Here is a 14,173-nt window from a genome sequence, read left to right as displayed (position 1 = left end):
CACTATAGCTCTGGGTCGGGCGTGGGTTGTGTGTTCTCCACACCCCCACCCCCCCCCTCCCGTGTCCCCCTTGCCCTGTGGTGTCGCCCGCCCCCCCCCCCCCCCCCCCTCGCCGGGTCTTTCCGTTGCTTCGGGTGCCGTTACTTCAGGTGCGGAGCCGAAGGAATCAGCTCGTCGTAGGAACGGGGGACCCAGGAGGGGATCCCGCCTTCCGCGTTGATTCCCTTCTCGATGACGGCCATGTTGTGGTAGACGTGCAGGCCGACGGTGTTCTCGTCGGGATAGCCCGCCGGTTTTCCGTCGCTGTGCTCCTCGTAGTGCAGCCGGTCGACGAGGCCTTTGACGAGGCCGAGCGAAGTCGCGCCCGAGGACGCCGGGTCGGCGTTTCCGCCGAATCCCGGGCAGTAGGCGGTCCAGAGATCTTCGATCACGTAGTAGCCGCCCGGCCGGACGTGGGGGAACAGCACGTCGAACGAGGTGAGGACGTGGTCGCTGATATGACTCCCGTCGTCGATCACCACGTCGAACGGGCCGTACCGCTCGGCGATCTCAAGGAGACCTTCGCGGTCGCTCTGGTCGCCGATGATCGTCCGCAGCCGCGGCGCGTCCAGTCCTTCCTTGGGATAGACGTCGAGGCCGAAGACGTGTCCACGGGTGAAGTACCGCTTCCACATGCGCAGCGACCCACCTCCGGTGCCCGGGTGGTTGTAGCCGCCGATGCCGATTTCCAGTACCCGGACCACGTCGTCCTTGAGGTGGCGGAAATGCCGGTCGTAATGCGGGGTGAACCAGTGCCAGGCACCGAACTTGTCGGAGCCGTACCGCACGGCGAGCCGGTCCAGATCGGCGGGCCTGCTCGACACCGCGTGGACGATCGTGCTGAGCGCGGCCGCCACCGACGGCCAGCTCGACCAGGGACCGTCGTGCGTGACCTCGGTGCGGTGCGTGCCCGCGTGCCGTTCACGGGGCCTGCCGTAGAGCAGCCGCAGCAGTTCGGGCAACCGGAACTCGAGCCGCGCGCTCGCCGTGCCGGCGTCGTCGCCGCGCGCGATACGGACGGGTTGTCCATTTTGTACCGAAAGGACCTCGGTAAAGGTGTGGTCCCGGTGTACGAGGTCGACGCGGACGAAGATCTCGTCGTCCACGTTGGCCGGTTCGCAGCGGAAGACGAGTTCGTCCACGGCCAGCGCGGCCACCGCCGGGAGGCCTACTCGCTCCATGACGCCGAGGAGGTCGCCGTCCTTGCCGCCCGCGGCCACCACCAGGGCCTCGACCTCGTCGATCGACAGTGTGTTTTCCATCTGGTCATGCCCTCCTGGACGGATGATGTTGGCGGGACCTTGGTGCGCGCGGCTGGGGTCCTGGTCGAATCGCGGTGAAAGATCGCCTGCCCGCCGGGGCTTCAGCGCTGTTCCAGGTCCGTTCGAGCGGTGACCGGAAATCTCCGGGTGTTCGGAATGGACGATCGGAAGGCTTCGGCGGTGAAGACGGACGATGAGATCGTGGAGCGGCTGCTCGAAATCGCCGAGACTTCGGCGGGTGACCTCGGTGGCGAGGACCCGGAGCGCGTGGCCGTCGTCGTGTTGCGGGAACTGCTCGGGCGGGCCGCGTTGTTCGAAGCCCCGGCGACGCCGGTGACCGTCCAATTCGATCTGGGCGCGGGGCGGAGACGGCTCGGCTACCGGGTGGCGATGGGGCCGGGTGACGGCCGGGTGTCGGCGGGCTGGGACGCCGCACCCGTGGCGCGGGTGCGGCAGGATCTGGCCGAGCTCGTGCGCGCCACCTACGGCAGCGTGGCCGGGGGTCACCACGCCACCCGGGAGGTCTTCCTGGCCGAGGATCCCGGTCCGTCGACACACGAAGCCGGCGCGGACTGGGTGCTGCGGCGGCGAGCCGCGGTCGTGGCACTGCACGGGCTCACCAAGGCGGCGGGCGCGCTCCGGTTCGATCTCGACGAACTCGCGGTGCGCACCGGTACCGACAAATGGGGCGGGCACTGGTACACGCCGCAGTACGGACGGCATTTCGAGGCGTACCGGGATCGCCGCGTCAAGATTCTCGAGATCGGCGTCGGTGGCTACAACGTACCCACCGCGGGCGGCGAGTCCTTGCGCATGTGGAAGAACTATTTCCGTCGTGGACTCGTGTACGGGATAGATTTCTTCGACAAGACGGCCTTGGCCGAGCCGCGGATCCGGGTGTTCCGCGGCGACCAGTCCGATCCGGTCTTCCTGGCCGGGGTGCTGGACGAGATAGGCACCCCGGACATCGTCATCGACGACGGCAGCCATCTGTGCGACCACGTTCTCGCCGCCTTCCGGGTGCTGTTCCCGCGGCTGGCCACGGGCGGGCTCTACGTGATCGAGGACCTGCAGAGTTCCTACTGGCCCGGCTGGAACGGCGGCCGCACCGGGCTCGACGATCCCGGTACCACCACGGGATTCCTCAAAGGACTGCTCGACGGCCTGCACCACGCCGAGCACGCCGATCCGCCCGGGCGGGTGAAGGCGGACACCGACGATTCCGTCACCGGGATGCACGTGTATCACAACATCGCCTTTCTGGAAAAGGGAATCAACAGCGAACAGGGCGCCCCGTCGTGGATTCGCAAGGACGTGAATCCGATGGACCAGATGAACGCAGTGGGGGAATGACGTGAAAACGGATGCCGTGCGGCTCTACCTGGAGCTGATGAAGAACGTCCTGACGAACACCATCTACGAGGACCCGCCCCTTCAGGTCTTCGGCGATGCGCCGGGGGAGGCCACCTACGACGGGAACGCCCGGCAGGACGGCCGCGACTGGCCGGCGGTCGCGCACACGATGGTCGGCATGCGCAGGCTGGACAACCTCCAGTTCTGCGTCGAAAGCGTCCTCGCCGACGGTGTTCCCGGGGATCTCATCGAAACCGGGGTGTGGCGGGGCGGGGCGAGCATCTTCGCGCGGGCCGTGCTGGCCGCGCACGAGGTGACCGACCGCCTGGTGTGGGTGGCCGACTCGTTCCAGGGCATGCCGTCCCCGACCGAGTCGAGCAGGCCTTCGGACCGGCACGTGAACCTCTCCCTGTCCAACGACGTGCTGGCGGTGTCGCTGGAGGAGGTGCGGTCCAACTTCGCCAAGTACGGCCTGCTGGACGAGCGGGTGCGGTTCCTGCCCGGCTGGTTCGGGGAGACGCTGCCGGCGGCCCCGGTCGAGCGGCTCGCGGTGCTGCGCCTCGACGGCGACATGTACGAGTCCACTATGGACGGTCTGGTGCACCTCTACCCGAAGCTTTCGCCGGGCGGGTACGTCATCGTCGACGACTACCTGCTGCTCGGCTGCCGGGAAGCGGTCGAAGAGTTCCGCGGCGGGAACGGGATCACGGATCCGATCAAGGACATCGACGGTTGCGCCGCCTACTGGCGACGTGGCGCGTAGGCGCCTTTCACTTTCGAAGACAGGGAATTCCATGCGCGTGCTGGTTTTGCCGCCGCCCGCGGCGGCCACCCACCTGATGGCCATGGTGCCGCTTTCCTGGGCACTGCGGGCGATGGGCCACGACGTCCTCGTCGCCGGAACGCCGGATCTCGCGGCGACCGCGGCCTCGGCCGGGCTCGGTTTCGCGGAGGTCGGCTCCAGCGCGGAGTTCGACCGGGCGTTCGACGAGATCCCGACCGAAGACATGTTCCCGGCACCGGAATGGATGCTGCCGGAGTTCGCGGACCAGAAACGTCTCCAGATCCACAACCAGGCCGACATGCAGGCGGCGTACACGCGCGGCTTTCTCGGCGACTACCGGGAGCTGGCCGACCGGTGGCGGCCGGATCTGCTGCTGGCGGATCTGACCCTGCTGCTGGCGAGGGTGCTCGGCGGTGTCACCGGGATCCCGGTCGTCGCGCACCGGTGGGGCGTCGATCCGACCGGTGCCGTCTTCGAGGATCGTGCCAGGGAGCAGCTCGCCCCGCTGTGCGGGTCCCGCGGCCTGCCCGGCTTTCCCGTTCCGTCGCTGCTGGTCGATCCGTGCCCGCCCAGCCTGCAATGGGAGGGTGCGCCGCCGGGCCAGCCGATGCGTTACCTGCCCTCGAACGGCGTCGGCGTGTATCCACTTTGGACTCGTGAGCTCCGTGCCGGACGGCGGGTCTGCGTGTGTCCCGGCAGAACGGTGCTGCGCGTGGTGGGACCCCGCGCCATGCGTGCCGTGGCCGCCGCGCTCGAGGATCTCGTGGACGTCGAGGTCGTCTTCGCGCTCACCGCGGAGGACCGGGCCAGGGTGGGGAGCCTGCCGCCACGGTTCCGGGTCGTCGAATCGCTGCCGCTGGCCATGTTCCTGGACACCTGCGACGCCTTCGTGTCGCTCGGGGGTGGCGGGTCGGCGCTGACGGCCGCGGCGCTGGGCGTCCCCCAGCTCGTGCTGCCGCAGTGGTTCGACCACTTCGACCTCGGCCGCAGGCTCGGTGAAGCGGGGGCCGGGATCAGTATCGACAGCAAACAGGGCCAGGCCGACATACCCGGCATCACCAAGGCCGTCTCCGCGTTGCTGGAGGACCGCTCGTTCGCCGGCGCGGCCGCGGTGCTGAAGGCCGAGAACGCGGCTTCGCCGACTCCCGCGCAGGTCGCCGAGCTGGTGACCGACGTCGTGTCGGGCTGATGTTCCGGGCCGCCGCCGTCCGCGGTGGTGTTCGTCGTGTTCGCGACTAGGGGGCGTGGGTGTCAGGCGAAATGAACCCGATCGAGCTGCCGGCGGGGCGGACGTGCCCGTTCGACCCGCCCGCGGACTACGCGCGGCTTCGGCGCGAGCATCCGGTCGCCCGCATACGCTTGCCGGACGGTGGACCGGGCTGGCTCGTGACCCGGTTCGCCCAGGCCCGCGAAATCCTGGCGGACGCCCGGTTCGGTTCCTCGTTGATCCAGGTCTCCCCACGGGGCCGGGAGGCCTTCACCGGGGAGGAACTCGAGCCACCGCCGGGTAACTTCGCGGCGCTCGACCCGCCCGAGCACACCCGTTACCGCAGGCTCGTCGCCGGTGAGTTCACCGTCCGGCGGATGAACCGGCTGGCTTCACGGATCGAGCTCCTCGTCGAGGAACACCTGGAAGCCTTGCGAAGCAGGGGAAACACGGCGGATCTCGTCGGCGATTTCGCGCTGCCGCTCTCCGCGCGGGTGATCTTCGAGCTCTTGGGGGTTCCCGCCGCGCGCCAGGACGCGTTCAAGAAGGTGGCTTTCGAAGCGTTGTCGATCGCTTCCGATGTCGCTTCCCAGCGCGACGCCTTCGCGCGGCTGCACGAAGACATGCGGGAGCTGGTGCGTGCCGAGCAGGCCGGGACGGCCGACGGCGTCCTCGGTGGCCTCGGGCGGGCCGATCCGCCGCTGACGGTCGAGGAGATCGCCAATATCGGGGTTCTCCTGCTGGTCACCGGTCAGGAAACGACGTCGGCGATGGTCGCGCTGAGCGTTTTCGCCCTGCTGCGGCATCCCGGGCAGCTCGAGGCGCTGCGAGCCGAACCCGGGCTGATCGGCGACGCCGTCGAGGAACTGCTGCGGTACCTGTCGATCGTCCAGTTCGGGTTGACCCGGATCGCGCTGGAGGACGTCGATTTCGCCGGGCACCTGGTGCGGGCGGGGGAGCGGGTGATCGTTTCCGTCGCCTCGGGGAATCGTGACGCCGCGGTGTTCGCCGACGCCGACCGGCTCGACGTCCGGCGCGCCCGGTCCCCGCACCTGGCGTTCGGGTTCGGCGTGCACCAGTGCCTCGGTGCCCAGCTCGCCCGCACGGTGCTCCGGCTGACGCTGACCGCGCTGCTGCGGCGGCTGCCCGGACTGCGGCTCGCCGGTTCCGAGCAGGACGTTTCGCTGCGCTCGGACGCCATCATCTACGGCGTCGACACGCTCCCGGTCGCGTGGGAGTGACGAGTCTTCTCCCAGGGAACCACCAGCGCCGAGGGAAGCCGGCGGGAACCACGGCGCGTCGCGCGCCGGCGGTGAACACGTCTCCCTTGCACTAGTGTCTCGGCATCTAGTATGGTGGCTACTACGAGAGCCCGCCGGATGCGGCGGGACCGGAGTTGGTCTCCGTGGCCGGTGCCGCCGGAGCGCGACAGGCGCACGGGTGGCCGGCGCTCGGCACAAAAATCACGGACTGGGAGAACCATGCGTTTTTCAGGGGAGAAGTCGGGGCAGCACGTGATCATCATCGGTGCGGGCACCGGTGGGCTGTGCTTGGCGCACGGCCTCCGGCGAGCCGGCATCAGTGTCGCGGTCTACGAACGGGACCGCACGCGCCGGGACGGCTTGCAGGGCTATCGGGTCGGGATCGACCCGGATGGCAGCCGCGCGCTCTACGACGCGTTGCCCAAGGAGTTGTTCGACGTGTTCGTGGCCACCTGCGCCCGGACGCCGAAGTTCTTCAACATGTTGACGGAAAAGCGTAAAGAGCTGCTTTCGATGGGCGGCTGGGACGACAACGTCGACGACGATCCGCGCAACAGCGAGAAGTCCGTCAGCAGGATGACGCTGCGGCAGGTGCTGTTGACCGGAATGGAGGACGTCGTCCATTTCGACAAGGTCTTCTCGCGTTTCGAGCAGCACGACGACGGCACGGTGACCGCCTTCTTCGAGGACGGGACCTCCGCGGTGGGCACGCTGCTGGTGGGCGCGGATGGGTCGAACTCGCGGGTGCGCAAGCAGTACTTGCCGCACGCGAAGACCAAGGACACCGGGATCATCAGCGTGACCGGCAAGGTGCCGCTCACGCCGGAAACCGAGAAGCTGCTCACGCCGAAGATCGCACACGGCGTCACCATGGTCAACGCTCCTGGTGGCTACGCCTCGATCATCCACGTGATGGTGTTTCCCTGGGATGCCAAGGGAGCGCCGAAGTCCGGTATCGGCTCCAGCGACGCGGAGATGATCGCGAGCTGGCCCGGCCTCGCCTTCGACAACACCCGGGACTACATCAGCTGGGGATTCGGCGGGGCGGCCCGCAACCTTCCGGACAACGTGACCGAAATGACCAGCAGGCAGCTCTACGACCTCGTCGGCGAGTACACGAAGAAATGGCACCCTGACTTCCGTAAGCTCTTTTCCCTGTCGGACCCCGACAGCTGCTTCACCATCAGGATCCGCACTTCGGAGCCCATTCCGAAGTGGAAGGCGAGCAATGTCACGCTGATCGGCGACGCCATTCACACGATGACCCCCGGCCGGGGTGTCGGCGCGAACACCGCGCTGCGTGATGCCCGGCTGCTCAAGGACAACCTGGTGGCGGCAAGGGACGGGAAGACGTCGGTCATCAAGGCCGTCGACGACTACGAGACCAAGATGATCGACTACGGATTCGACGCGGTCAAGGAATCGCTCAAGCAGATGAGCGGTGACGACCCGGTGCACAAGCCGGTCATCGGGCGCATGATGCTGGCCGGGATGCGTACCGGGATGCGCGTCATCAACAACGTTCCGCCGATCAAGAAGAAGATGGAACGCAGCCAGGCCGAATACCGCGGCAAGGACCGTGAGGAATGAGCACGCAGTCGTCGGGGAAATGACGGAGAAGGCGAAACGGGAGTTCTGATGGATCTGGGGCTGGCAGGAAAGAGAGTTCTGGTCACGGGTGCCACGAGCGGCATCGGCCTGGCGACGGCGCGGCAGTTCGCGGAGGAGGGCGCGCGGGTGGCGATCACCTACGCGTCGTCGGAGGCCAGGGCCAAGGAGATCGTGACCGAGCTGGGCGGTGAGGGCAAGGCCTTCGCGGCGCGGTACGACCTGCGCGACTTCGACTCCGCCGAGGCGGTCGTGCGCGATGTCGAACGGGAATTCGGCGGCGTCGACGTGCTCGTCGCGAACGCGCACTGGTTCACCTGGGGCGAGGCGAGCGAAACACCGCAGTTCGAGGACATGCCTCCCTACGGCGAAACCGGCTGGATCAACAAGATCCGGGCGAACGTCGACGGGCACATGCTGACCGTGCAGCGAGCGGTCAAGGGCATGCGCGCCAGGGGATGGGGAAGGATCGTGCTGCTGTCCTCGATCACCGCCGACCACGGGTCGGTCGGCTCGGAGTACTACGGGGCGGCCCGCTCGGCGATGCACGGGTTCGTGCGCGGGCTGATGTGGAGCGGCAGCGGCGTGCTGGCCAACGTCGTGATGCCGGGCGCCACCATGACCGAATCGGTCGTGGAACTGGCCGCGGCGGGCGAAGGCAACCAGGGAGTGCTGCAGGCCGAAATCGACCGCACACCGAGCGGACGGCTGAGCACTCCGGAGGACATCGCCCGGCTCATCGTGTTCCTGTGCTCGGAAGCGAACGGCAACGTCAACGGCGAGGTGGTCCGCACCGCGGGCGGCCGTGGCGGCTCGTGCTCAGAGGTCCCACGAGGCGAGTTGCTTGTCCATGGCGTTCATCCAGAGCATCTGGGCACCGGGTTCCAGCGTGGCATCGACCAGCGCCTTCCCGTGTGCCTGCTCACCGGGGGCGAGATCCTTCAGCGGCAGTTCCGGGTCGGCGCCGGTCGCCGGGGCCATGCCGTCGGTCGCCTTGACCGTCTTGCCCGCCGCGGTCTTCATCCACACGTACAGCGAGTTGGTGCTGAACTTGCCGGTCTTGCCCTCGATCTTCAGGTCGAAGACGACGAAGGTGCCGCTGCGGGGTTTGATGCCGGGAGTGGTGCCCTCCTTGATCGTGGCGACGGAGACGAGGGTGACGAGCGCGCTGTCCTCGTCGTCGGTGACCGTGATGGTCTTGCCGATCTTCTTCTCGGACTGGGCGGCCGGTTTCGTGTCCCCGGACGATTCGCCGGTGGCCGGCGTGTTCCCGCCGACGGTGACGGGGGTGGGGGCGGAGGTGGCGCACGCGCCGGAGAAGAGCAGGACGGCGAGCAAACCGGGGATGAGGACGCGACGCATGGTGGGGACCGGAGACCTTTCGCACGGTGGGAAAATTCCCGTTCACGGGAGAGGTGCGTCATCCTGTCGCGTGACACCACACGGAGCCTGCACAGAACGCACACCGCACCCGGAGAGGCGTGCGGTGTGCGTCAGCTGACAGCCGGGCGAATCCCGGTTACGCCGCCTGCCACAGGGAAGGCGTCGTCGGCGGTTCCCAGCCGGGCTGGGCGGTGTGCCCCTGCAGGCACACGTAGGTCTGGCCGTTGTAGGTGACGCGGGTGCCCGCGGTGTACGAGGTACCCGCGGCCCACGTGGTGCCGCTCGGCGGAGTGGTCGGGGTGGTCGGCTGGGTCGGGGTCGTCGTCGGCTTGCTGCCCGGCACGCGCAGAACGAAGTCGTACGAGGCTTCGCGGCCGCCGGGGGCGTCGCGCACCGTCATCAGCAGACGTGGGTCGAAGATCGTGTCGGTGTTGTTGCGCGGCTCTCCGGGGAAGTAGAGCTGCGTGGTGAGCACCGGACGTCCCGGTGCCTGCAGCTTGACGTGGATGTGCCGGGTGCGGCCGGGGTAGAGACCGGGCACGATCGTGGTCAGCTTGAACTGGCCCTGGGCGTCGGTGAACTGGTGCCCGCGGAACCGGTACGTGGTGTTGTCGTACGCGCCGTCGTCGTCGGCCTGCCAGAAGTCCAGCAGCACCCGGTTCAGCGGCTGGCAGGCCAGCCCGAACACGTAGCCGGACACGGTCAGGTTGGTGCCGGGGTAGCCGGGTTCCCGTATCGAGGTTCGTTCCGGTGAGTTCGGCTTGAAGTAAGGACCTTCGGTCTGCGGGATGGTGGGCTCGTCGCCGTCGTGGCAGGACGGCGTCGGCTCGAGCGGGCCGCCGGACGTTTTGGCGGTGCGCGCCAGCGCCGGCGCGCCGATGAAGGCGGCGGGGACCGCGACTCCCGCGGCGAGGGCCGCGCGCAGCACCGTCTTGCGGCTGAACTGCCGTTGGGTTTCGTCACCGGAAGCGTCTTGAGGGTTTCCCTCGGCCGAGTTGTGCTCGCCGTCCATGGCAGCTCCTTGTGGGGGCGTGGGAGATTCACCATGAACGTACGTCGATGGTTCGGCGTGGACGATGGACTGGCTCCGTAGGTCGTGGTGATTTCACGGGGTCACGATGAAGGTACGGGGAGCAAGCGCACGTCGCCGTCGCGGCGGAAATCACCAGGGCTCATCCCGGTCTCCCTGCGGAAGAAGCGGCAGAAGTACGCCGGATCCACGAAACCGACGCGGCCCGCCACCTGCCGCACCGTCAGATCCGTTCTGGCCAGGAGTCGTTTCGCCTCACGGGCACGGGTTTCCCGGATCAGCTGCGACGGCGTCCGGCCTGTCGCCGCCTTCACCGCCTCGGTGAGGTAGCCGGGAGTGACCCCGACACGCTCGGCATACGCGCGAACGGACCAGAGCGCGAGATCCGTCCGGCCGGTGAGCCGGACGAACTCCTCCACCACCGCGCCGGCACGGGCGGGGGTCGCGCTGCCGGTGGTCTCGGGCAGCCGGGACGCGCGCACGACGAGAATGTGGAGCAGCGAACGCAGTACCGACTCGGCACCCGGCGCGGCGTGCCGGTATTCGTCGTGGATCTCGGTGAGCAGCCGGGACGTGGCGGCGTTCGTGGCCTCGTCGAGGGTCAGCCACGGCCGTTCGCTCAGCTGCCGCAGCACATCCCGGTCCCCGGGGTGATCCAGCAGGAAGTCGTCGGTGAACAGCACGACGATCCCGGTCAGCCCGCGCGCGTTCTCCCAGTGGTGCACCTGGCCGGGGCCGAGCACGCACAGATGCGGCGGGCGCAGCTCCCACCGCGCGAGGTCGACGACGTGCGTGCCCGTGCCGCCGGTGACGTGGACGATCTCGTGGAACGTGTGGCGGTGCGGGAAGGACGCGCGGGAGTTCGGGCCCATGGTCTCGAACGTGCCGATGGCGAACGGCAGCGCGTTCGGCGTCGGCACCTCGAGCCGGTGCATCGGCAGTTCCCCCTCGTTCGACGCGTGACAGGACGCCCCCGGCAACACCGTGGTACCGCGCATCGTCCGGCTCCTCTCGTCAACGGACCGAAGGTCCAGACCAATCATGGGTGATCTCCCACGATGGCACGACAGGACGCTCAGCTGAAGTGGGTGACGGTTTCTTCCGCCTGTCCCGCGATCCCGAAGAAGTCGCCGGTGGCGAGGCCGGCACCGGCCGCGTGCCACCACCGTGCCTGTTCGTCGTCGGCGATCCCGTCGACGATGACGGTGGCGCCCGCCTGCCGGACCAGCGGAACGAGCGCGGCCGCGGCGGGCGGACCCGCGGCGAGCCGGGTGGTGAGGCAGGGCCGGACGCGCACCGCCGCCAGGGGAAGATCTTCGACGGCGGTCAGGCCCGCGGGCCCGAGGTCGAAGTCGTCGAGCAGCATCCGGACGCCGAGGTCGGCCAGCACGGTGAGGTTGTCGGCGGCTTCGTCGACCGAAAGCACTCCGGCGGGCATGCCGAGCAGCAACTGCTCCGGGCGGAGGCCGACGTCGGTGAGTACCTGGTTGACCCGGGACACCAGATCGCCGTCGCAGGACTGGTGGGCGGTGAGGCCGAGCAGCAACGGGTGCTCGAACCCGGTCCGCTGCCGCCACCACGCGATCTGCCCGCCCGAGGTCCGCAGGAGCCATTCGCCCAGCGCCAGGCTCAGCCCGGTCTGCTCGGCCAGCCGGACGCAATGCTTGTGCGGCAACGGGTCGAGCTCGGGAGGCGCCCAGCGGAGCAAGGCCTCGACACCCGCCGTGCCGCCGTCGTCCAGCCGGGCCACCGGCCGGTACCACACGCTGATCTCGCCGTGCTCCCACGCGCCCGGCATGCTTACGGCGAGCGTCCGCTCGCCCCGCTCGGCGGCGTCGCGTTCCGGGTCGTACAGCTCCCACTGGCCCCGGCGTTCCGCCGCCGCGCGGCGCAGCGTCAGATCGGCGGCGCGCAGCAGTTCGGCAGGCTCGGTGGTGGGCGGCGGGCGGTGCACCACGCCGATGCTCACCGACACGGCGAGCCCGCGACCGTCCACATAGGCCGGTTCGGTGAGCTCGTCCTTGATCGCGGCCACGAGCGCGGCGACGCCGGGAGTGGCCGCCGAGTTCTCGATCAGGACGGCGAACTCGTCGCCGTCGAACCGGGCGATCATGGTCTTTTCGCGGGCCAGCACCGTCTTGAGCCGCTGCGCGATGTGGACGAGCAGGCGTTCGCCGGACTGGCGGCCGAGGCTGTTGCACACCATGTCGAACGCGTCGGGCCGCAGCTGGAACAGCGTGGTGCCGTAGGCGGGATCCGCCCGCCGCAGCGCGTTTTCGAGATTCGAGGTGAAGTACTGCCGGTTGGGCAGGCCGGTCAGCACGTCGTGCAGGGCCTGACGGCTCAGCTCGCTCTGCAGCAGCATGAGTTCGGTGCCGTCCTCGACCACGGTGACGAAGTGACTGGGCTGGTTGTCGGTGCCGCGCAGCAGCGACACGGTCAGCGAGATGCGGGCGACGTCGCCGTCCTTGCGCAGCAGGCGCTGCGACTGCCGGATCCGGTCGCGCTCGCCGTCGCGCAGCGACCGGATCGCCTCGCGCAGGACCTCCACGGAATCCGGGTGCACGAAGTCGAGCAGCGCGGCGCCGGTCAGTTCCGCCTGGGTGTAGCCGAGCATCTCGCCGATCGCGGCGTTGGCGCGGGACAGCCGTCCGTCGAGTTCGACGATCATGACGCCGCTGGCCGACGAGGTGACGACCTCGTCGAAGCGCGCTTCGCTCTCCCGGAGATTCCACTTCGCGTCGCGGACCGCCTTGAGCAGCGTCAGATGCATGGTCTCCTGCTGTTCGAGCACGGTGCGCTGACTGCCGGCGAGGAATCCGCACGCGAGCGTGCCCAGCCCGAGCACGATCCGTTCGGCGAACCGCTCCGTGTCCGCGAACTCCGGCAACGCCAGAAGACCCTTTCCGAGCACGTCCACGGTGCAGCGCAGGCCCGGCTCGCCGAGGTAGCCCAGCGCGACCAGCTGCTCGCCCGCCCGCTCGAACGGTTCGGTGGCGAACGGTTCCGCCCGCAATGCCGCGCACAGCCTGTCGAGCCGTCCGCCCAGTTCCCGGCCGAGGTCTTCCGCGCTCAACGGAACGACGACGACACCGCTGAGCAGATAGGCCCATTTTCTCGCCAGCAGCGCGCGGTCACGACGGTCGTCCGGCGGCGGGGCCGGGCGGTCGTGGTGGCTTGGATCCGGCATCATGGTTCACCCTGTTGTGGTTTCCGGCCGAGCGGAAGTTTAGCTACTCGAAGTGCGTCCGCACAGGTTCCCCGGGGTGACCGCAGGCCACGTTCGGGGAAACCCGGCGGGTAACCGGTGACTGTCCGCACCGGTTCACGGTTTGACGCCGACACCGGCGTAGAGCAGCGTGTTCATCGCCGCCTGTCCGGAAATGTCGGCGGGACCACTCGGCCGCCATTCACCACAGCCGACCAGCCCCGGCTCGACGAGGTCGAATCCGTCGAAAAGCTCGACGATCCTGGCGTGCGTGCGCGCGTTGACCTGGTCCGGGCTCTTGCTCCGCTTGATGACGTCGGCGACCTCGGTGAGCCCGGTTTCCTGATTGTCGTGGCTGACGTGAGTGATCGCGAGGTGGCTGCCGCTCGCCAGCGCGTCGTGGTATTGCCGCATCAGGCCGAGCGGATCCGCCTCGTCCGGGATCCAGTGCAGCATCAGCAGCATGAGCAGCCCGACCGGTTCGTCGAGATTCAGCAGCTCCCGGACCTGCGGACTGGCGAAGATCGCCTCCGGCTCGCGCATGTCGGCCCGGACCACGGCGGCATGGTCGACGTCGGCGAGGATCAGCTCGCTGTGCGCCACGGCCACCGCGTCGCGGTCGACGTACACCACCCGGCATTCCGGGTCCGCCGCCCTGGCGACCTCGTGCACATTGGCCACGGTCGGGATTCCCGAGCCGATGTCGAGGAACTGACGGATGCCCCGATCCACCATGAACCGCACGACACGGCCGAGGAACGCGCGGTTGATCCTCGCCGCCTCACGCGCGCCGGGCATGACACGTTCGATCTGTTCTCCCATCGCGCGGTCCACCGCGAAGTTGTGCCCGCCGCCCAGGATGTAGTCGTACAGGCGCGCGACGCTCGGCACGGTGATGTCCACGCCTTGCGGTACCCAGTCCTGTTGTGTCACGAAGAAACACCTCGGCATCGTTGTGGATGTACGAGCTTAGCGATATGCGCGCGAGCTGTTCCATTGCGCCATCAGTGTGACTGCGTGTCACCCACTCAGGTGAC

11 protein-coding genes and 1 pseudogene are annotated in these 14,173 nt (G+C 68.6%); 6 read left to right on the top strand and 6 right to left on the bottom strand.

Annotated elements, in window-relative coordinates:
• Positions 1 to 140 precede the first annotated feature (140 nt).
• Positions 141 to 1,301 carry a class I SAM-dependent methyltransferase gene (locus ACFWX1_RS10945; protein ID WP_378386098.1) on the bottom strand — a complete coding sequence of 387 codons (1,161 nt, stop codon included), beginning with the start codon at positions 1,299 to 1,301 and terminating at the stop codon, positions 141 to 143.
• A gap of 156 nt (positions 1,302 to 1,457) precedes the next feature.
• On the opposite strand from ACFWX1_RS10945, the gene ACFWX1_RS10940 reads away from it, so the two are divergent.
• The 6 genes and pseudogenes from ACFWX1_RS10940 to ACFWX1_RS10915 all read left to right on the top strand — a co-directional run.
• Complete coding sequence (locus ACFWX1_RS10940) at positions 1,458 to 2,654, top strand: class I SAM-dependent methyltransferase (protein ID WP_378386096.1); 1,197 nt, start codon at positions 1,458 to 1,460, stop codon at positions 2,652 to 2,654.
• Position 2,655: 1 nt separating this feature from the next.
• Positions 2,656 to 3,417: a TylF/MycF family methyltransferase gene (locus ACFWX1_RS10935; protein ID WP_378386094.1), complete on the top strand. Its 762-nt coding sequence runs from the start codon at positions 2,656 to 2,658 to the stop codon at positions 3,415 to 3,417.
• A 31-nt stretch (positions 3,418 to 3,448) separates the two neighbouring features.
• Complete coding sequence (locus ACFWX1_RS10930; RefSeq protein WP_378386092.1) at positions 3,449 to 4,627, top strand: nucleotide disphospho-sugar-binding domain-containing protein; 1,179 nt, start codon at positions 3,449 to 3,451, stop codon at positions 4,625 to 4,627.
• A 59-nt stretch (positions 4,628 to 4,686) separates the two neighbouring features.
• Positions 4,687 to 5,886, top strand: coding sequence for a cytochrome P450 (locus ACFWX1_RS10925; protein WP_378386091.1), 1,200 nt, complete (start codon positions 4,687 to 4,689; stop codon positions 5,884 to 5,886).
• Positions 5,887 to 6,126: 240 nt separating this feature from the next.
• Entirely contained in the window at positions 6,127 to 7,497 is a 1,371-nt protein-coding gene (locus ACFWX1_RS10920; protein ID WP_378386089.1) for an FAD-dependent oxidoreductase, read from the top strand.
• Positions 7,498 to 7,545: 48 nt separating this feature from the next.
• Positions 7,546 to 8,259 (top strand): annotated as a pseudogene (locus tag ACFWX1_RS10915) (SDR family NAD(P)-dependent oxidoreductase); the annotation flags it as partial.
• A 75-nt stretch (positions 8,260 to 8,334) separates the two neighbouring features.
• Here ACFWX1_RS10915 and ACFWX1_RS10910 read toward each other — a convergent pair.
• The 5 genes from ACFWX1_RS10910 to ACFWX1_RS10890 form a co-directional block, all read right to left on the bottom strand.
• Positions 8,335 to 8,877, bottom strand: coding sequence for a hypothetical protein (locus ACFWX1_RS10910; protein ID WP_378386285.1), 543 nt, complete (start codon positions 8,875 to 8,877; stop codon positions 8,335 to 8,337).
• A 157-nt stretch (positions 8,878 to 9,034) separates the two neighbouring features.
• Entirely contained in the window at positions 9,035 to 9,910 is an 876-nt protein-coding gene (locus tag ACFWX1_RS10905) for a carbohydrate-binding protein (protein ID WP_378386087.1), read from the bottom strand.
• 101 nt (positions 9,911 to 10,011) lie between these two features.
• The gene (locus ACFWX1_RS10900; RefSeq protein WP_378386085.1) at positions 10,012 to 10,926 is read right to left on the bottom strand and encodes an AraC family transcriptional regulator; all 915 of its coding nucleotides are present in this window, start codon (positions 10,924 to 10,926) and stop codon (positions 10,012 to 10,014) included.
• Between the two features lie 77 nt (positions 10,927 to 11,003).
• Positions 11,004 to 13,121, bottom strand: a complete 2,118-nt coding sequence (locus ACFWX1_RS10895; protein WP_378386084.1) for a putative bifunctional diguanylate cyclase/phosphodiesterase — start codon at positions 13,119 to 13,121, stop codon at positions 11,004 to 11,006.
• Between the two features lie 132 nt (positions 13,122 to 13,253).
• On the bottom strand, positions 13,254 to 14,087 hold the full coding sequence (locus tag ACFWX1_RS10890) for an SAM-dependent methyltransferase (RefSeq protein ID WP_378386082.1): 834 nt from the start codon (positions 14,085 to 14,087) through the stop codon (positions 13,254 to 13,256).
• Positions 14,088 to 14,173 lie beyond the last annotated feature (86 nt).

It is taken from the genome of Amycolatopsis sp. NPDC059021 (genome assembly GCF_042739895.1).
Taxonomy (GTDB): Bacteria; Actinomycetota; Actinomycetes; order Mycobacteriales; family Pseudonocardiaceae; genus Amycolatopsis.
This window is presented reverse-complemented; position numbering and strand designations above follow the sequence as displayed.